The organism is Sodalis sp. RH22, from assembly GCF_047324165.1.
In the GTDB taxonomy this organism is placed as follows: domain Bacteria; phylum Pseudomonadota; class Gammaproteobacteria; order Enterobacterales; family Enterobacteriaceae; genus Acerihabitans.
Map to the genome: position 1 here is coordinate 617,891 of NZ_CP178731.1, position 17,947 is coordinate 635,837.

Genomic DNA, 17,947 nt, shown 5'->3' on the forward strand with positions numbered 1-17,947 from the left:
TATGAAAAATACATTAAATGATAATCAGCCGCTCACTCTGCAAACATGGCTATCGTTGATTATTTTGGCACTGTCCACGTTCACCATTGTCACCACTGAACTTGCGCCGATTGGCCTGTTAACACCTATGGCCCAGGGGTTGCACCAGTCAGAATCGATGATTGGGCTGACCGTGACCTTGTATGCCTGGGTCGGAGCGATCAGCGCGCTGCTCTCGTCGCTTTTGTTGGGGAACTTGCCTAAAAAAATGCTGCTGTTGGTACTGACGTTAATCATTCTAGTTTCCAATAGCTTATGCGCTTCGGTAAACAATTATCAATGGCTATTGGCAGCCCGCGTTATCGGTGCATTGGCTCATGGGGCATTTTGGGCAATGATCGGCGCCACGGCGGTTTCATTAGTCCCCGCACGTTTTATTGGCGTGGCGACGTCCATCGTGTTTGGGGGTGTTTCAGCCGCCAGCGTTTTTGGCGTGCCCCTGTCAAACTATATAGGCCTGAACCTCGGGTGGCGGCCGGCCTTCTGGATGATGTCGCTGCTCAGCGTGATAACGTTTCTGGGCATCGCGTTTATCGTGCCCAAAGTCAAAAGCAGTAGCACGCTGGGCCTGGCCGCTTTAGGTCGCGTTATGCGCTCGGGTCCACTGTGGAAAATCTACGCCGCTACCCTGCTCGCCATCACTGCGCATTTCGCCGCCTTCACTTTTATTGAACCTTGGCTGCAAAGCGTCCATTCCCTGTCCTCCCGCATGATCCCGGTGATGTTATTCGTGTTTGGTATCGCCGGTTTAGCCGGTAATTTCCTCACCGGAATGCTGATCGATAAATGGCTGAAACCCATGGTTTCGCTGTCCATCCTGCTGATTGCCGCTGTTCTGATAACCCTTGGGCAATGGGGGCAGACATTAGCTATCGGTCAAATTCTGGCGCTGATCGTTGTCTGGGGCCTGGCGGTGTCCGGCATTTTCGTGGGTTTCCAGACATGGGTATTAAGGCTGGCCGGTGACAATGCCTTTCCCGCCTCAGCGATTTACGTTTCCTTTTTTAACGCCGCGATAGGCTGTGGCGCTCTGGCGGGTGCATGGCTGGTTGCCAGCCTGAGTATTCCGGTATTGATGAGCATTGCCGGCGTGGCGATTGTCTTGTCATTGTTATTGGTCGCCATTATTCCGGTGAGAACCGAGCAAGCGGCGGTATTGACTGGGGGCACAGCATGAAATCAGGCAAAGATTTAACCGAATACGGTCGCTCGATAATGAACCAAATTGAGTCGGGTTTGGCAGATAAAGTCAGCAACCGTTTAGCCGAGCTTGACGCCGACTTACCGCAATTGATCACCGATTACGCTTTTGGCGCCGTCGTCGGGCGTGACGGATTGGACCTTAAAACCCGGGAAATGATCACCGTGGCTTCATTAATCACGTTGGGCACTGCACAGCCGCAACTGGAGCTGCATATGCGCGGAGCGATGAACGTCGGCGTGACACCGAAAGAATTGCTCGAAATTGTCATCCAAATGGCGATCTATGCAGGCGTTCCCGCCTGCATGAACGGACTGACCGCTTATCGTCTGGCTATTGCTCAGACTACACAGAAAAACGGGTGATAAAGGAAACGCAACATGAGAGACGTCGTGATAGTCGCAGCAAAACGGACGGCCACTGGCAATTTTCAGGGTGCTCTGGCCGAGCAAGCCGCCGTCACATTGGGTAGTGCCGTGGTCCAGGCTCTGTTAAAAGAAACCGGCGTCGCCGCCCATGAGATAGATCAGGTTATCATGGGGCAAGTCCTGACCGCGGGATGTGGCCAGAACCCCGCGCGCCAAACCGCCTTAAAGGCCGGCTTACCGGTGAAAATTCATGCGCTGACCATCAACAAGGTTTGCGGCTCAGGCCTGAAAGCCGTTCATCTAGCGATGCAGGCGATCCAGTGCGGTGACGCGGAATGTGTGATTGCCGGGGGCCAGGAAAATATGTCGCTGGCGCCGCATATCCTTAACGCGGCGCGTAAAGGATTGCGCCTCGGGCATGCCGATCTGAAAGATACCCTTATTCAGGATGGTCTGTGGGATGCTTTTCATGATTTTCATATAGGGGTCACGGCGGAAAATGTCGCCAGACAATTCGGTATTTCACGTTTACGGCAGGATGAATACTCGGCGGTTTCCCATCAGAGGGCGTTAAAAGCGCAGCGGGATGGGCATTTTCTCGATGAGATCGTAGCTTTCGAATTCGCCAACAGAAAAGGCGAAACCATCCGTTTCGACCAGGATGAAGGGCCGCGCGAAACCAGCTACGATAAATTGTCGTTGTTGAAACCGGTGTTCCAGGCAGCAGGAACGGTCACTGCCGGCAACGCCTCATCACTGAATGACGGTGCGGCTGCGGTCATGTTATGCAGCCGGGAAAAAGCCGGCAGTCTGGGCTTAACGCCCCTGGTGACCGTGGGGCACTTTACGAATTCCGGTATTGAGCCTGAAATAATGGGTGCCGCACCGATCGAAGCCATTCGTCGCTGTTTGAAAGAGCAGATGTGGGAAATAGCTGAACTTGACGTATTGGAGTCTAACGAGGCGTTTGCCGCACAAGCGCTGGCGGTTTTGTCAGAACTGCACATTTCCCTGGATCGCGTAAACCCCAATGGGGGTGCCATTGCCTTGGGCCACGCGATCGGCGCCTCGGGTTGTCGAATACTGGTGACACTGATTCACCACATGCGGCGTAACAACTTGCATAAAGGCATGGCCGCGTTGTGCATAGGGGGCGGAGAAGGTGTCGCCTTGGCGGTAGAGCGCGGTTAATGACGTGCTGACGTAAATCACAAAACGGCTGAGTAAAGTTTTCAGCCTTTTTGCGTTTTCACTCTTCGGTTGCCTGGATAATAACGTTACGCATTGACACCTTTCATGCCTTCCTGACTATAACGTTCGCCTTTTATCTCGATCTGGTCTTTCAGTTTGGTGATAAAAACCACATCGTCTTCACTTAACTCAATGTCTGCTGCTGCGGCATTTTCCCGTGCATAACGGCTATTTTTCGTGCCAGGGATAGGAACTATCTGGTCATATTGCGCCAGCAGCCAGGCAAGTGATAGCTGGCCGAGCGTACATTGATATTTCGTAGCCAACGGCTCGATGGCATTAAGGATCTTGGCATTAGAGTGTAAATTTTCATCACTGAAACGGGGATTGTTTTTGCGGAAATCGTCATCGGAAAAATCGGCGTTGTTTAAATATTTCCCCGTCAGAAAACCGCGTCCCAAGGGCGAATAAGGGACCACACCGATACCTAGGCGGATGGCCGTAGGCAAAATATTCTGTTCGATATCACGAGTCCACAAGGAATATTCAGTTTGTAACGCCGTGACCGGATGAACCCGATGGGCTTTTTCAAGCGTTGTGGCGGAGACTTCGCACAACCCAACATGCGCAATTTTGCCTTCCTTCACCAACTCGCTCAAGCAGGACATACTTTCTTCAATCGACGCCTGCGGGTTAATGCGGTGCAGATAATAGAGGTCAATACGCTCGATGCCTAACCGTTGTAATGAATCATGGCAGCAGCGGCGTATATAGTCCGGTTCGTTGTTAATGCTGCGTGCATACGCCGCTTCAACCGGTCGGTAAATACCACACTTGGTGGCGATGTTAATCTGTTCACGCTGACGACCTTTCAGCGTGCCAAGAAAGTGACCGATCAGGCGTTCATTGTGTCCTCGCCCATAGATATCAGCGGTGTCGAGTAAATTAACGCCACTTTCGATGACCGTTTTTAATACCTCAAGAGAATCAGTATCCTTGGCCTCTCCGTAGAATTCGCTCAAGCCCATGGCGCCATAACCCATAGCCGAAACGGTAAAATCTTTACCTAGTATTCTCATTCGCATCGTCATTTCTCCTCGTGATTGAAAAGCAAGTATGAATCAAGACATGCTGCAGGAGAATTTCAAAGAAATTAATATAATAAAAGTATTACCACGCAAACCTTAGCTTTGCTTTTCCCAGCATCTTGATCGTGCAGTGGCCAAGCTGAAAGAGAGGCGGCCGGAGCAGAGCAGGGGGCTACAACCGGCAACAAGGAGAATGGCTGGACACGGTGAAAGAAATCGACATGCAGCCAACCGGGCTGAATGGGTTCGGCGCCTGATGCTGTTTGCTCAGGGGCGCTATGCGATCAGTTTAGATGGTGATGGCGACGTGGAAGATCCCGCAGAACAGCATTGGATAAGAACACCTACATAGTTAGTGGATAATACTTGCCAAGTAAATGCATGAGTGATACATGTATAACAAGCTAAGTATTCATAACCCAATGGGGTGTGCTGATGAATCAGTCCGAACTACGCCTACTTAACATCATGGGGGCTTTTTGCCTCTCAGTTTCCGATCGTATCTCTGCCGCAACGAGCGAAGCCTTGGGAATGAATGCCTCTTATCCTTCTGCGCTGGTTCAAATTGGCCTTTTCTCTAATCAGCTAAGCAATTTGCAGTCCGCATTGTCGTTGGGGCAGTCAGCTGCCACGCGCCTGGTTCAGAAACTGGAAGAGCAGAGTTTGGTTTATAAAGAGCGCGCGGTCACAGATAGTCGTTCAGCTACGTTGCATTTAACCAGTAAAGGCATGGAAGAAATGCAAAAAATCCTCAAAGAGCGATATAGCGTGTTGGAGCAGCTTATTTCTCCGTTAAAAGGGGAAGAAAAAGACATTTTTTTGGTGCTTATTTCAAAAATATTAGAAAATACCGTGACCGACCGCCAGACGTCAGATTCTGTGTGTCGGCTTTGCGATTTGAATGCTTGTCCGCAGGAGTGTTGTCCAGCAGAACCGTCAAAATAGTTATTATTTTATTTAAACCACACCAGGTGGACTATGATACCAAACGTTCATATTAAGGGCGCTGCGTTTGCTATTCTGGCAGCTTTTTGCTGGGGTATGGCCTTAGTCATGTCTAAGGGGGCTTTGCAAAGCTTTCCGCCGATAATGCTCTTATTAATACAACTTCGGCGGCTGTCAAGGATGTTGGCACCCTTAGTCATTTTTTATGCTGCATTTTCCAGCGCTGTTTCCGGCTTATCCGGATTCAACATCACCACTTCGACACGTTGCCATTGGCGACAGTGTTTTGACCATCGTTCCGGGTTGGCCCTTTGGGCTGATTCATACAAGGCTTTTCGGTTTGCCAACAGGGCAATGTCATGCCCCTGATGGCGTTGTTCCGGCGTCACATAACCGATAGCGCTATGCCGGTGCTCTTCGTTGTACCATCGGCTAAAACACTCAACCCACTGTCTTGCCTCATTTAGGTCCAGGAAGCCCGATGACGGCCACGCTGGAACATATTTCAGCGTTCTGAACAGCGACTCTACATACGGATTGTCGTTGCTGACCCGCGGCCGGCTGTGCGAACCGGTGATCTGCAGTTCTTCCAGCTTTGCTTTCAGCGTTTGGGATTTCATCGGCGCCCCATTATCGGCGTGCAGCACCAAAGGTTGCCGGTAGCACTGTTCACGCAGCACGGTACGCTGCAGCAGGGCGGCGGCCTGGTCACCATTTTCTTCTTCGTGAACCTCGTAACCGACGATTTTCCGGCTAAAGATATCTTCTATCAGATACAGATAAAAATACCGGCCACGGACTCGTGACGCGAGTAGAGTAAGAGACAAGGCGTAGTCGAACTATTTCCTTGCCTCTCCTCTCCGAACCGGACATGCACCTTTCAGCGCATCCGGCTCTCCATTTATACACGGCTCATGGCCATGGCAACGTCGCGATAGCGTGAGGTAAACGTATTGCGTTCTTCCTTCCTGAGGTAAGGATTGCTTTCAGGAAGTCGCCAGCGGAATTGCCGTTTACCTCGCCCAACTAAACGTATCAGTTCCACCCGGCATCGACTGCTTTGGCGATTGGTACCAAACAGAACCCAGGTCTTTGCTGACCCGTTGAGCGGGAGCTTAAACCAGCGTCGCATCAGCGGCTTGATTGCTGTCCGGTATTTCCGCGACAGCCAGTGTGTCAGTTTCCAGAACACCACACCGTCGATATGGCTGAACACTTTGGCTTTGAAGTCGACAAATTGGTAGAAATTCGCCCAGCCTTGAAGCTTCTTGTTCAGTGTGTCGACCATATCGATCTTGTTGGCGTCGAAGTTTCCCGACAATAACTGAGTCAGCGATGCGGCGAAGTTTCTTGCCTTTTCTCGTGGGATCGTGCTGACTACCCGCATTATGCCGTCGCGACTTCGTTTCCGAATAAGCCGATGACCGAGAAACGTGAAGCCGTCGTTTACATGGGTGACCCGGGTCTTTTCCATGTTCAGCGCCAGCTTCAACTTTCCTTCAAGCACATCGCGACATTCGTTCCGAATGGCTTCAGCATGCGCTTTGGTACCCTTTACGATAATGATAAAATCATCAGCATAACGGCAGTAAGCTACAGCGGGTTGCCATTGCCACTTCCCTTGGATCGCCGACCGACGACCGACCTTGATGCTATGGTTGTTATACCATCGGTCTTGACGCGGCTTTGTACCAAGATAATGGCGCTCAAGATACTGATCGAATTCATGCAGCATAATGTTCGCCAGTAGGGGCGAGATAACCCCGCCTTGCGGAACCCCCTCGCTGGCCGCACGAAACAGTCCGGCATCAACATGGCCGGCTTTGATGATTTTCCAGAGCAACGACAAGAACCGCTGATCGCAGATCCGTCGCCGTACCGCCTTCATCAACAGCCGGTGATGTACTGTGTCGAAGTAACTGGAAAGGTCACCTTCGATGACCCACCGTCCACTGGTGTCACGTTTATCTGTCAGTTGAAGTTTCACTGTGCGGATAGCGTGATGCACACTGCGTTCCGGACGAAATCCATAGGAAAGACGGTGGAAATCACTTTCCCAGATGGGCTCCATTGCCATCAACATGGCCCGCTGGATAATACGATCCCGTAATGTAGGTATCCCCAGTGGGCGCAGTTTCCCGTTCGCTTTTGGAATGTACACACGCCGGGCGGGGGCCGGTTGATAGTCACCCGACAGTAGTTCCTGACGGAGCTGAGCCAGAGTTTCCAACAACCGGTTTTCCAGATGCAGTTTGGTTATGCCGTCTATCCCAGGCGTGTAACTACCTCGGGATGCCAGCGTTTTCCGTGCTGCTTCTGCCAGCCATATCGGGTGTGCAATCAGGCGCAATAACCGATCCATTTTACGATCCGGCTCGGTATCCGCCCACGTTGCCAGTTTGCATTGCATTTCGCTGATTATCAAAGGTCTTCACCTCACTTCAGTCAGGTAGTTTGTTCTACAAACATATATAAACTGCTCCCCTTCGCCATGTAATGGGCTTTCCCCATCGCGGACTACTACGGGAGCTCCGCCAGCCTGTTTGTCATCGGGGTCATGCTCCCTTAACAGCCAAACAGACCTTCCCCGGTTTACTGACCTGAACTCAAACATAGTGGGGTGGATGCCGATCGCAGTCTTTACCCTCATCATTCTGTGAGGCGATAACGCTCTGACACAGAATTGTGGTATTGCGTCAGTCCATGGCCATATTCGTGGCTGTAAAGTGGCCAATCGACACGCTCCATCCTACATGTAAAGAACGTCTAACGTTGTACCCCCTGTTAACCCGTGTAGGGGGTGGTGACATTTCAACCCATAGACGCGGATTAATCGGTTCATGTTCTTCATCCGTCCACTACTCAGCCTGGAGGAGCATCTTGGCTTAACGAGTTCGCCTCACCCCCCGTTGTCAGCGGGCTTCATCACCTCACCAGCATACAATGAGACACTGCCGCTCGGGCTCATGTGTCTGCACAACCAGACACTGCCGCCGCTTGTCAGACTCCTGTCGACAAGCGGCGGATTTCAGATCAGTTCGTGGCTCATATTTAGCTTCCTTGCCAGCCCTGAGCTCCGGGCGCACGCCAGGTGATGTCCCATGTCCACACGTGGCGGGGCGCAAGCGCCTGATAGCTGGTCGGTTTATTGACCTTCAGCGGTGCCCGGCTACGCCCTCGATGATGCACCTGACCGTGGCGCCGCAGGATCCGGTAAAACGTCGATTCGCTGGCTAGATAGACCCCTGTGTCCGCCAGACGTGGCACGATTTGCGCCGGCGGCAAACTGGCATACTCCGGCTCGTGACACACGGCCAGTATTTGATGTTCTTCGGCGAGTGTCAGCTTATTGGCCGGTCGTGGGCGCACCGCCGAAGGCCGGCGGTCTTCGGCCTGCCCGTTCCAGCGCCGCCAGGTGCGCAGGCTGATGCCCACTTCTCGGCAGGCGGGGAGCAAGCGCGCACCGGCGCTCGTCGCCTCGCCTATCCACCGGATAAATTGCACTCGCTCGTTCGCTGGCGTCAGTCGTCCTCGTCTGCTATCCCGTAATAACCATTGAGCTTTTTTCGCAACACCAGCAACGCGGCCGCCTCCGCCAGGGCTTTTTCCTTTCGGGCCAGTTCTCGCTTCAGCCCTTTGATTTCTTTTTGGGCCTGTTTTTGCGACTGCCGGGTATCGGGTTGTGGCGTTTGAAGGAAGTCTTGTTTCCACTGGGCTATTTGTTCTGGATAAAGCCCTTTACGACGGCAATATTCGCCTAACTCGGCTTGACTGAGTGTGGCAGTTTCCACGATCACGGCAAAACGGGCTTCGGTCGACCATTGTTCGGTAGTTTTATTCGCTCCGGGCACGGGCTTTCCCTCCAATTTGGCCTGAATACGCCAGTTGTAAAGGGTAGCTTCCGATATTCCTTCTTGCTGTGCAAGTGCGCTAACAGTCATGTTGTGAGGAGGTAATAATTTGTCCAAAACAGCAGCTTTACGTTCAGGTGAATAACGTTTCATGTCAGGCTCCACTACCCCCAATTAGATTTTCAGTAGGGGATGCCATCTATCCTGACAGGGGGGGACTTACAGCCAGCGTTGTTTTTATATGGTGTATTGTTCTTATAAAGAAAATAAAAATTCCAGATATACGATCATTAAAAAAGGTGAGTTTTCTCGGTCTTTTTGAGCCATTTTTGACCTATATCCTGGTGTTGATTGGCCTCACGTTCGCCAGAGCAACGGATGCGGCACTATTACAGTCGTTAGAATCAATATTTATAGTGATCATTGCCGCGTTGTTTTTTAAAGAAAAATTAAGTAAATTGTTCATTATGTTATCGTCTTTCATTCTGATTGGCCTCTACTTTTCAATAGGAAGTAGTCTGTCAGAATTGATACATAATGGTATGATAGGGAATCTTCTTATTATTTCCGGTATGCTTGCCGCTGCCGTATATGTTATGATGACATCGCGCTCGATAGCGGTTGCAGATGCCATTATCATTGTTGCTTTTCAACAAGTCACTGCACTTCTTGCAACAACATTAGCTTTTATTATCGAGTATATCGTTACCGATTATACATTCTCTATTCCATCGATAGGCATTGTGTTACTGGCGATAGCATCCGGTATCCTTCAATATGCTCTCGCATTCACATTTTATTTAATTTCATTAAAAAATATCAGTGCAGGATTAGCAGGAATGTTTCTAAACTTGGTCCCTATTTTTGGGATCTTCGGCGCATACCTGTTTCTAAGAGAAAAGATGGAAAGCATTCAGATAGTGGGAAGTATTATTACTATCTGTGCGTTGCTTATGATAAGTATGTTATCAAGTAAGACAGGTGAACATTAATGTAACTCTGAAAATTCCAGTAAGGAGAAAGGTATGGAAATTCAACAATTACTCGGTAAAATTCCGAGGAGCCATCTTGACTCTTTCGGTAAAGATATAGACAAAACCAATGAACTTCTTTTCAATGAACCCGATAAAGAAAAAAAGAAAGAGATCCTTTTTCATTGGGTCAAGCGATTTCAACCTTGCAGGGTAACGCCGCGGTCAAGCGCGTGGCGGATGACGGCGATCGAGCCGGTCTCGTCGCTGTGGTCGCCGTAGAACGCACTCATGCCCATGCAGCCGAGGCCCAGGGCGGACACGGTGGGGCCGTTACGGCCAAGAGTACGGATCCTCATAAAAATACTCCTGTTATCACCTGATTATCGATCCGGGGGCGGACCCTCCGTCTCCGGTCCTGTCTTCATGTTCAGACGATTCTATACCTGCCGGCCGTTGCGCTCCAGCGGCGTGAGGCGGGTACTGAGAGATGGTGTGGCAGTAGTACGCAAGACAGAATGGTGCCCTTTAGGATTGGCGTGTGGTCTGTCCAGCAGATATCCTTGGGGTATCCATTCGTTGCAGCATTAGGACGAACGCAACCGACCAGCGGATATCCTCGTTTCAGCCTGACATAATACTATAGGCATATACGTCCCCGAACGTTGTCGGAAAATCAGCCAACGTGGTTGTTGCTATCAAATAGACTTTTTACCTACTTTTCTTTGGTGTCGGTAGCACAGTGAGAGTTCTCTGCCTGATAAAGCGCTAATACTTTATCAGCAAAATCATCACTTTTGATGTAAAAGTAGCATTCCGGTACGTGCAAGATTTCCGCCATCAGGCAGGCGAGCGAATATTTTGGCGTATGAGTCCCCAATTCATATTGTGAAATGCGTTGTCGGGCGGTAGCTTCCTCAATGCCAATCATTACCCCCAGCTTCTCTTGCGTCATGTCACATAATCTTCGCGCTTCTTTGAGTCTTTTTCCTATCATCGGTCGCCCAGACAATCAATTATCCTTGACGCCTGTCTAGCATTCCTTTACATTTTATGTGTAAAGTAAAACCTTTACATCGCTACACGACAACACCAGGGAACCGGTCACGTTCTTGGGTTACACTGGGTTCGTGACCCTTTTCATTGGCTCCGGCCATGATGTCCGGGCGTTGTCGTGTACGCCTTCCGTTGAAGTCCGTGATTAAAGGGTTTTACAAGCCGGGCCAGAGCGCGTAATTTTTCATCAGCCAAAAAAACACCGGCATCCAGTGCCCCTGGGGAAACACCTGAATCGGTTTACTGATCGCGTTATACAGCAGCCAGGGGGGCATGTATGATGGAAAATTTTATCCCGCTTACCTCAATGGGGCAGCAGCGCATCTTAGCCGATATGGCGGCTTTTCATGCTATGCGCCTCAAGCGTGATGGGGCATCAGCACTTAAAATCAGTGAGCTTGAGTTGGCGCAGCCACCCGCCATGCGGATGTATTTTCGGTGCCGCTTAAAATATTGGCAGAAGCTTTACAGTGTCGTTTTTTCTCTCTGAATAATCACAGGAAGGCAACACTCATGTCATCCCAGAATGATGTCACGCTTATCCGAAACATGGTGTTAAACCTCATCAAGCGCGAGAATGCGCAGCGTATCCCCAAGATAGTCGTCCATATGCCCCGACTATGGCTGGCCCTACTGATTTGGGCCGGAAGTACGCTGATGGCGGGTATGGTACTGTACCGATTCTGGCCTGGTCTAGGGCAACTGATAGTGCTGGGTGCTCTTTTCGGGGGGCTCGTTTGGACCGCGTTTACGCTCGCTGGCTCGCCTCTCGTAAGGCGTAGCGGGCTGTATCATCTGCCCGATAATATTCCTGCCCTACCCATCACCGGCTCAGATCTGATTGCCCTGAGTCAGACCAGCGACGCATTGCAGAGCGCGGTTAAAGTGTTTGTCGTGGAGCATAAGGACATTGGCTATGGTGAGTTGTATCGACTGGCCAGGGATATTCATCACCAGGCACAGTACCGTAAAGCCTTACGGCGCCGTCTGATAGCCCGCTATCAATCGCCGAGTTTCCCAGTACGCAACGAGACGTTCGGCCAGCTGGCTCGTCCAGCGGCCAGCACGGATACGCTTATCTTGTCTCGTTCATCCGTCCCAAAGTCCAGACCTGCGCGTTCATCCACTATATCCCGTAAGATCTGAGGTATTTATGTACCCACAAATTGCCCATTTCGCTTGGTGTGGACTCGTCGCGATAGAGCTGGCGTGGCAGGACGGTCGTATCGTTGCGGATGCGGGAGAGCAGCCGTTTATTATTCGTGCGCCAGGCATGGCGCGTAGCGCCCTGACGGGTGCTGTCCCCTGGCCGTGGTGGCCAAGGGGCGACTTGGAGGTGAAAGTCCTCTACACACCCGGCAAGGGGAAGTGTTAGCTGAAGGCAAGGGTGTCGCGGGCGATCGCGGATCTGAAGGAAGCTGAAAGCAAAATGCCGGCCTGACGTACAGGAAGCGGATCAGGCGGCGCAGCGGGGTAAGACGGCGAAAATCGTTAAAGCCCAGTACTTGCACGGAACGCTGTGACGTATATCCGACAGGCATAAGCAGGAAGGTCGCGCGAATTACCCTGGGAGATCTGCACGTTTGCCATAGTGCTACCGCGCGTCGAGAGGCGACGGGATGAGCGTGCAGAAGTCAGCCGAGGCCGTAGTAAGTGACGATTAACCCCGTCACCAAGGGCTGAACAGGTTATACCGCCAGTAGGCGTTGGAGTCTCGTCGAATGCTGAAACACCGAATATTCTCCCCGAGAAAACTGTTTCCCCGAGTCCCGGACGGTATCCGAGGATGATGGCCGACAGTGTGCAAGCATCGGCGACGTCTGCGACGTGGACGAACGCGGAGCCGGACACGCTGATGGAGCGGGTGCTCGCACCGGCGAATCTCAAGCGTGCGTATCAACGCGTAGTCGGCAATAAAGGCGCACCGGGTGCCGATGGCATGACGGTGGCTGAATTGGCCGGCTACGTGAAACAGTATTGGCCGATCTTAAAGGCCCGGTTGTTGACAGGGGAATATCATCCGCAAGCGGTACGCGCGGTTGAGATCCCCAAGCCCAAAGGTGGAACCCGCCATTTAGGTATCCCCAGTGTGGTGGATCGCCTGATTCAACAAGCCTTGCTACAACAGCTCACGCCAATCTTCGACCCGCTGTTCTCGGACTACAGCTATGGCTTCCGTCCGGGGAAAAGCGCCCATCAGGCAGTCGAAACGGCCCGCGCCCACGTAGCTGCCGGGCATCACTGGTGCGTGGAACTCGATCTGGAAAAGTTCTTTGATCGCGTTAACCACGATATCCTGATGGCCCGCGTACAGCGCCGGGTTGAAGACAAACGCGTGCTTACGCTTATCAGTCGCTATCTTGAGTCCGGGGTGATGGCGGGTGGGATACTGAGCCGACGGCAGGAAGGGACGCCGCAAGGGGGCCCGCTCTCGCCGTTGTTGTCGAATATCCTGCTCAACGAACTCGATATCGAACTGACAAAGCGGGGTCATCGCTTCGTGCGTTATGCCGATGATGCGAACATCTATGTGCGCAGTCAACGGGCTGGCGAACGGGTAATGGTAAGCGTGGAGCGCTTCCTGAACCAGCGGTTAAAACTGACGCTGAACGGGGAAAAGAGCCGTGTAGCCGAAGCCTGGAAATGTGACTACCTCGGCTATGGGATAAGCAGGCATCGACAGCAACCGAGACTGAGAGTAAGCATGGCAAGCCAAGGCCGACTGCGCGACAGGCTGGGGGAGATGTTGCGGGGTGCGCGGGGACGCAAGATGGCAAATGTCATCGAGCGAATAAACCCGATACTGCGCGGCTGGGCCGGTTACTTTAAGTTAAGTCAGAGCAAAAGGCCTCTCGAAAAGCTTGATGGCTGGGTGCGGCATAAACTGCGATGTGCCCTATGGCGCCAATGGAAGAATCCCTCGACAAGGGCACGGAACTTGACGCGCTTGGGGCTGAATGCAGAACGCGCCTGGAAATCGACGAGCAATGGACGAGGTCCCTGGTGGAACTCGGGAGCGTCGCATATGAATCAGGCGTTGCCGAAGAAATGGTGGGACCGGCTTGGACTGGTCTCGATACTGGATACGATAAACCGGCTAAACCGTATAGCCTGAACCGCCGTATACGGAACCGTACGTACGGTGGTGTGAGAGGACGGCGGGAGCAATCCCGCCTCCTACTCGATGCTGGCTTCAGCAGGCCCAGCAGCAAAAACGCTTCTCACGCGATATTGCGCCGGTGTTGCTGTCGTTGCTCAGACTTGGCCAAATAAACCCGGCCTCGACTCGGTTGAAACACTGTTTGTTGTATTACTGGGAGTTAGGCGCAGACCAACTGTCGCAACACAGTGACATGTATCGTTTGCACTGCGCATTGACGCTTTTGCAATTGGACGGTTGGCAGAATGCGTTTACCTCGTCGCAGCGAAGTCGCGAAGGGCACAGAACATTTTTTCCCAAGGGAAGGGGAATATTAGTGGACCCCCAGGCTTTGGCAAGCGTGTTTGATGAACAGGGGCGCCAACAGAGTCCGTTATTACTGGACGTCGAGGGCACGCCGGCCGCCATTCGGGCGATATTGCGATGTTGTGGATTTTGCGCTACACCCGCAGACAGTTCCCCCCGAAGACTTATTATCACGCCCAGTCAGTAACCCCACTGATGTATTTTTTTTCGGGAAATTGCAGATTGGCGACGCCAATGAAGATTGCTGTTGAGTGCAATTTTTAGTCGACATCAGCACCTTTCTTTCAATAGAAGATTTCTCATACAGCTCAACGGCCCATTGTCGCGGGCTAGTAATGGTGGTGGCCCTGCTTATCGGTCTGCTCGCACCAGTCGTAGATCAATGAATTCATTCATACCCAAAAGGTATCACAAAAATGATATTGGATTAATACGAAGGCGAAACATACAGTGCAAGTATCAAAACCCTTCAGGAGTGAATATGAATAACGAACGCTATGAACGAGGCCTGGCGAAGCTTAAGGAAGTTGATGGTCAGGCAGGAGAGAACGTTATTGAGAGCCTGAAGGACATTGCACCAGATTTTGCCCGCCTGCTCATTGAGTTTCCGTTCGGCGATATCTATTCGAGGCCGGGACTCGACCTCAAGAGCCGAGAACTCGCTGTGGTAGCCGCGCTAACCGCCACGGGAAACGCTTTGCCGCAACTCAAGGTACATATCCACGGCGCTCGCATTGTCGGCTGCTCTCAACAAGAAATCGTTGAGATCATCATGCAGATGGCGGTTTATGCCGGCTTTCCCGCAGCACTTAACGGACTGTTCGCCGCCAAAGAAATTTTCTCACAGGAGGTAACAATATGAGGCACATATTCTACTCAGTGTGGTTGGCGTTTATTATGGCAGTCTCGCTGAACCTGCCTGCCTCGGCCCAAGCGCAATCAGTAGTCAATTGGACGTTGGATCGGACCGCAGTCCATGAGGGACTCAGTTCACCGGTCGGTATGGCCTACGACATGCGCGGCAACCTTTATGTGGCGAATTGGTCGGCCGGCACTGTGTTGCGCTTCACGCCTAATGGCGAACGTGTGGTCTTTGCCAGTGGCCTCAGTGGCCCGTCTGGATTGGCTGTTTCATCCACGGGAGATGTGTACGTCGCCTCCTACAACGAAGACCTGGTGTGGCGTTTCACACCCAACGGCGATAAGACTGTTTTCGTACAGGGGCTGGCAACGCCGGCGGGTCTCTCTTTTGATATGCGAGGTCGCTTGCTGATCGCGAATCGGAAGACCAACCAAATTCTTGCTGCCCATCCAGACGGAAGAATAGAGATCGTAGCCGAAGGTTTGCAAACACCGGTAGGTGCTGTAGAACTGCCCAATGGTGATTTACTGGTCAGTAATATTGCGGGCGGAATATCCCTCGTATCCAATGGGATGAAGGCAAAAACAATCAATACCGAATTCACCAGCCCAGGCCCCGGCATCGTCCCAGCAGGTACAGATGCAGCCTATGTTGTTGACTATGGCGGGACGACTGTCAGCCGCGTCGACCGAGAAGGTACTCGCACGGTGATCGCTGATGGACTGATCAGCCCGGTAGGGTTGGCACGTGCACCTGATGGAAGTCTACTCGTGGCTACGTGGGGGGCAAACGCCGCGTTTCGAATCCGTTAACGCTGCCGTCCTAATATTACAGCCCGAGGGAATTCTTAATGTTCGAACTCATTAGATCACTGCTTGCCAGAAGAACCATGGCCCTTTCACTTCACAGTCTCTCGCTGATCCCCGTTCATGCTGCTGCAGCGACTGATTTTTTAAAAATGTAAATAGAATGATCCATATCACCATAGGCTTTAAATTTTCACGGCTGACTTTAATCAGGAAAATATAAGTGTAAATAGCATTTTCAGTTATTTATGCAAAAAATCTGAAGCCGCAGTTAAGAAATCGTTCATTACGACAGTGTTTTTACCTTGCTTTTTGGCTTTATAAAGGGCCAGATCGGCCTGATGTATACTCTTCATAAGATCTTTATCGGCATAATGCATGCTCACCCCGATAGAAACAGTGATATTGAATGGCTGTTGTGAATTTCCCAGAAACAGCGTTTTTGAAACTGCTTGCCTGATACGCTGGCAAACCAACAGCACCGCAGCGGGATCCTGATTTTGGATGAACATGATAAACTCCTCACCCCCGTAACGGCCGACAAAATCCTTAGCTCGCGTTGTACCTCTAAAAACATCAGCTATTTCATAGAGTAATTGATCGCCGACAAGATGCCCATAACGATCATTGACAAGCTTGAAATCATCCAGATCAATCAATACCACCCCGAATGAGTTTTTCTTTAGAGCGAGTCGGACAATTTCTTGATCAACCCGTTTGCGGTTATTTAAATTAGTGACGCTGTCAATCATGGCGAAATCCTTAATCATTATATTGTCTTTAATATAGGATTTCTGAGCCATCAGTGCATAATATATGATCAGAAAACAAAAACACTCCAAAAGTGTAGAAACTATCAGAGAGTTTATATCATGCGGTGAGTTATTAATAAAATGAAACGTAATAGTGTTGTAGAGTAGAATGATAAACACAATAAACAGAGGTATTCTCGATGATGTGCTACGCCATATTTTAAAGGGAAAAAGGGTTAGTGGGACGAGGCCCATAATCATCTTTTCATAAAGGTCTCCATCAATATTAATGATACCTATTGCCAGGGATATTAAACCACTGACCCAGCCGCCAATTATTATTGTTAAAATTACGGGTAAACCAGTGAAACTAAAAACGGGGAAACCTGTTGTCAAAACCCCATGTTGTTGTTGAATGCTCAAGGTAATAAGTCCGCCGACAACACCAAATATAACACGCTTGCTGTAGGATGCATCAAATGAAAAGGCTTCATTGCGGCTAAGTAAAAAAATGCTTGCAGAAAAAGTTGCAAAAATGATGCAAATGTTAACATAAACACTCAGACTCAATGCAACAATTCCCATAACTGTGCACCCTAGCTTAAATAATAACAATCTTGCAATATTTTATATATTGCATCAAATGAAGCTCACCAGTTATATATTTTATTCTAAATCTTAATACTTCGTCGATATTCCTTTATGAACGACTTAACCTTACCAAGGCGACACAAAGCCTAACTTCAAATTAAACGCCCTTAGCATTTATTATTCTAATCGTTTATATCGATCGTAAAAACCTTATTGATAGATAAAACCTATCAATATTTGAGTAACTATTGTTATTAACGATCGATTCCTCTATTATGATGAATTAATGATCAGCAGTTGATTGATAATTAATCTATAGATGAATTATCATGAAAGTTTCAATTTATATCGTCAGAAGTATTTCATGAAGGCATTAGTAAACTATTCTGCAATGTAATAGAAAATAGTTTATGGGAAATAAAAACAAACCTGAAATTGAAAATTAACGGCTGATCTATTTAAAAAAAGGCATAAATGATGAAGTGAAAATGTTACTTTGTGCAAATTTTTATTTATCACATCGAAATGATGATTTCTATTTCATTACGTATCACAAAAATGATTTATATTTATTGCTCTCCTGGGAAATATCTACATAAGAAAACCTTATCATCATAAGCGAGAATGGGTGTATAGATCTATGCGGTCAACACCGCATGTGAGACCATAAAAACGGCATTAAATAATCACCCTCTTTTTCCTACAAACATTCTGTTAATTATTTTATGTCAAACGTTATTTGAAATTTTTTTTTTAGAAA

The 17,947-nt window shown here is 50.0% G+C and carries 16 protein-coding genes and 2 pseudogenes; 10 read left to right on the forward strand and 8 right to left on the reverse strand.

Annotated features, from left to right (window positions below; all coding sequences use genetic code 11):
• The first annotated feature begins 1 nt into the window (after nucleotide 1).
• From ACL2XN_RS02885 to ACL2XN_RS02895, 3 genes are read left to right on the forward strand one after another with little or no spacing between them, the layout of a single operon-like run.
• On the forward strand, nucleotides 2-1,216 hold the full coding sequence (locus ACL2XN_RS02885) for an MFS transporter (RefSeq protein WP_413730224.1): 1,215 nt from the start codon (nucleotides 2-4) through the stop codon (nucleotides 1,214-1,216).
• Nucleotides 1,213-1,605, forward strand: a complete 393-nt coding sequence (locus ACL2XN_RS02890; protein WP_413730225.1) for a carboxymuconolactone decarboxylase family protein — start codon at nucleotides 1,213-1,215, stop codon at nucleotides 1,603-1,605. The genes ACL2XN_RS02885 and ACL2XN_RS02890 overlap by 4 nt, the downstream gene beginning before the upstream one ends.
• Nucleotides 1,606-1,620: 15 nt before the next feature.
• Complete coding sequence (locus ACL2XN_RS02895) at nucleotides 1,621-2,799, forward strand: acetyl-CoA C-acetyltransferase (RefSeq protein WP_413730226.1); 1,179 nt, start codon at nucleotides 1,621-1,623, stop codon at nucleotides 2,797-2,799.
• 86 nt (nucleotides 2,800-2,885) lie between these two features.
• On the opposite strand, the gene ACL2XN_RS02900 is transcribed toward ACL2XN_RS02895, so the two are convergent.
• Nucleotides 2,886-3,884 carry an aldo/keto reductase gene (locus ACL2XN_RS02900; RefSeq protein WP_413730227.1) on the reverse strand — a complete coding sequence of 333 codons (999 nt, stop codon included), beginning with the start codon at nucleotides 3,882-3,884 and terminating at the stop codon, nucleotides 2,886-2,888.
• A 438-nt stretch (nucleotides 3,885-4,322) separates the two neighbouring features.
• On the opposite strand from ACL2XN_RS02900, the gene ACL2XN_RS02905 reads away from it, so the two are divergent.
• Nucleotides 4,323-4,832 carry a MarR family winged helix-turn-helix transcriptional regulator gene (locus tag ACL2XN_RS02905; RefSeq protein ID WP_413730228.1) on the forward strand — a complete coding sequence of 170 codons (510 nt, stop codon included), beginning with the start codon at nucleotides 4,323-4,325 and terminating at the stop codon, nucleotides 4,830-4,832.
• A gap of 203 nt (nucleotides 4,833-5,035) precedes the next feature.
• Here ACL2XN_RS02905 and ACL2XN_RS02910 read toward each other — a convergent pair.
• From ACL2XN_RS02910 to ACL2XN_RS02925, 4 genes and pseudogenes are all read right to left on the reverse strand, one after another.
• Nucleotides 5,036-5,665: pseudogene (locus ACL2XN_RS02910) on the reverse strand (transposase); the annotation flags it as partial.
• Nucleotides 5,666-5,733: 68 nt separating this feature from the next.
• Nucleotides 5,734-7,242, reverse strand: a complete 1,509-nt coding sequence (gene ltrA / locus ACL2XN_RS02915; protein WP_413731055.1) for a group II intron reverse transcriptase/maturase — start codon at nucleotides 7,240-7,242, stop codon at nucleotides 5,734-5,736.
• Nucleotides 7,243-7,883: 641 nt separating this feature from the next.
• Nucleotides 7,884-8,336 carry a helix-turn-helix domain-containing protein gene (locus ACL2XN_RS02920; protein ID WP_413730229.1) on the reverse strand — a complete coding sequence of 151 codons (453 nt, stop codon included), beginning with the start codon at nucleotides 8,334-8,336 and terminating at the stop codon, nucleotides 7,884-7,886.
• Between the two features lie 17 nt (nucleotides 8,337-8,353).
• Nucleotides 8,354-8,836, reverse strand: a complete 483-nt coding sequence (locus tag ACL2XN_RS02925) for a transposase (protein ID WP_203524861.1) — start codon at nucleotides 8,834-8,836, stop codon at nucleotides 8,354-8,356.
• On the opposite strand from ACL2XN_RS02925, the gene ACL2XN_RS02930 reads away from it, so the two are divergent.
• Nucleotides 8,821-9,675 (forward strand): DMT family transporter, encoded by an 855-nt coding sequence (locus tag ACL2XN_RS02930; protein WP_413730230.1) that lies wholly within the window; start codon nucleotides 8,821-8,823, stop codon nucleotides 9,673-9,675. The two genes, ACL2XN_RS02925 and ACL2XN_RS02930, sit on opposite strands and share 16 nt — an antisense overlap.
• Before the next feature lie 188 nt (nucleotides 9,676-9,863).
• On the opposite strand, the pseudogene ACL2XN_RS02935 reads toward ACL2XN_RS02930, so the two are convergent.
• Together ACL2XN_RS02935 and ACL2XN_RS02940 are read right to left on the reverse strand one after the other, a co-directional pair.
• A pseudogene (locus ACL2XN_RS02935) lies at nucleotides 9,864-10,013 on the reverse strand (aldo/keto reductase); the annotation flags it as partial.
• Nucleotides 10,014-10,369: 356 nt separating this feature from the next.
• Complete coding sequence (locus tag ACL2XN_RS02940; protein WP_413730231.1) at nucleotides 10,370-10,651, reverse strand: helix-turn-helix transcriptional regulator; 282 nt, start codon at nucleotides 10,649-10,651, stop codon at nucleotides 10,370-10,372.
• A 336-nt stretch (nucleotides 10,652-10,987) separates the two neighbouring features.
• Between ACL2XN_RS02940 and ACL2XN_RS02945 the strand changes: the two genes are divergently transcribed.
• The 5 genes from ACL2XN_RS02945 (at nucleotide 10,988) to ACL2XN_RS02965 (ending at nucleotide 15,850) form a co-directional block, all read left to right on the forward strand.
• Nucleotides 10,988-11,200 carry a hypothetical protein gene (locus ACL2XN_RS02945; RefSeq protein WP_413730232.1) on the forward strand — a complete coding sequence of 71 codons (213 nt, stop codon included), beginning with the start codon at nucleotides 10,988-10,990 and terminating at the stop codon, nucleotides 11,198-11,200.
• A 23-nt stretch (nucleotides 11,201-11,223) separates the two neighbouring features.
• On the forward strand, nucleotides 11,224-11,856 hold the full coding sequence (locus ACL2XN_RS02950; RefSeq protein ID WP_413730233.1) for a hypothetical protein: 633 nt from the start codon (nucleotides 11,224-11,226) through the stop codon (nucleotides 11,854-11,856).
• 640 nt (nucleotides 11,857-12,496) lie between these two features.
• The gene (gene ltrA, locus ACL2XN_RS02955) at nucleotides 12,497-13,825 is read left to right on the forward strand and encodes a group II intron reverse transcriptase/maturase (RefSeq protein ID WP_413730234.1); all 1,329 of its coding nucleotides are present in this window, start codon (nucleotides 12,497-12,499) and stop codon (nucleotides 13,823-13,825) included.
• A gap of 832 nt (nucleotides 13,826-14,657) precedes the next feature.
• Nucleotides 14,658-15,038: a carboxymuconolactone decarboxylase family protein gene (locus tag ACL2XN_RS02960; RefSeq protein ID WP_413730235.1), complete on the forward strand. Its 381-nt coding sequence runs from the start codon at nucleotides 14,658-14,660 to the stop codon at nucleotides 15,036-15,038.
• 35 nt (nucleotides 15,039-15,073) lie between these two features.
• The gene (locus tag ACL2XN_RS02965; RefSeq protein ID WP_413730236.1) at nucleotides 15,074-15,850 is read left to right on the forward strand and encodes a hypothetical protein; all 777 of its coding nucleotides are present in this window, start codon (nucleotides 15,074-15,076) and stop codon (nucleotides 15,848-15,850) included.
• Nucleotides 15,851-16,086: 236 nt separating this feature from the next.
• Here ACL2XN_RS02965 and ACL2XN_RS02970 read toward each other — a convergent pair whose 3' ends face one another.
• Entirely contained in the window at nucleotides 16,087-17,181 is a 1,095-nt protein-coding gene (locus ACL2XN_RS02970; protein WP_413730237.1) for a GGDEF domain-containing protein, read from the reverse strand.
• Nucleotides 17,182-17,947 lie beyond the last annotated feature (766 nt).

Bases quoted from the DNA above. Each gene is read 5' to 3' on its own strand.
- ACL2XN_RS02885 (WP_413730224.1), top strand. From the start codon at position 2: ATGAAAAATACATTAAATGATAATCAGCCGCTCACTCTGCAAACATGG.
- ACL2XN_RS02890 (WP_413730225.1), top strand. From the start codon at position 1,213: ATGAAATCAGGCAAAGATTTAACCGAATACGGTCGCTCGATAATGAAC.
- ACL2XN_RS02895 (WP_413730226.1), top strand. From the start codon at position 1,621: ATGAGAGACGTCGTGATAGTCGCAGCAAAACGGACGGCCACTGGCAAT.
- ACL2XN_RS02900 (WP_413730227.1), bottom strand. From the start codon at position 3,884: ATGCGAATGAGAATACTAGGTAAAGATTTTACCGTTTCGGCTATGGGT.
- ACL2XN_RS02905 (WP_413730228.1), top strand. From the start codon at position 4,323: ATGAATCAGTCCGAACTACGCCTACTTAACATCATGGGGGCTTTTTGC.
- ltrA (WP_413731055.1), bottom strand. From the start codon at position 7,242: ATGCAATGCAAACTGGCAACGTGGGCGGATACCGAGCCGGATCGTAAA.
- ACL2XN_RS02925 (WP_203524861.1), bottom strand. From the start codon at position 8,836: ATGAAACGTTATTCACCTGAACGTAAAGCTGCTGTTTTGGACAAATTA.
- ACL2XN_RS02940 (WP_413730231.1), bottom strand. From the start codon at position 10,651: ATGATAGGAAAAAGACTCAAAGAAGCGCGAAGATTATGTGACATGACG.
- ACL2XN_RS02945 (WP_413730232.1), top strand. From the start codon at position 10,988: ATGATGGAAAATTTTATCCCGCTTACCTCAATGGGGCAGCAGCGCATC.
- ACL2XN_RS02950 (WP_413730233.1), top strand. From the start codon at position 11,224: ATGTCATCCCAGAATGATGTCACGCTTATCCGAAACATGGTGTTAAAC.
- ltrA (WP_413730234.1), top strand. From the start codon at position 12,497: ATGATGGCCGACAGTGTGCAAGCATCGGCGACGTCTGCGACGTGGACG.
- ACL2XN_RS02960 (WP_413730235.1), top strand. From the start codon at position 14,658: ATGAATAACGAACGCTATGAACGAGGCCTGGCGAAGCTTAAGGAAGTT.
- ACL2XN_RS02965 (WP_413730236.1), top strand. From the start codon at position 15,074: ATGGCAGTCTCGCTGAACCTGCCTGCCTCGGCCCAAGCGCAATCAGTA.
- ACL2XN_RS02970 (WP_413730237.1), bottom strand. From the start codon at position 17,181: ATGGGAATTGTTGCATTGAGTCTGAGTGTTTATGTTAACATTTGCATC.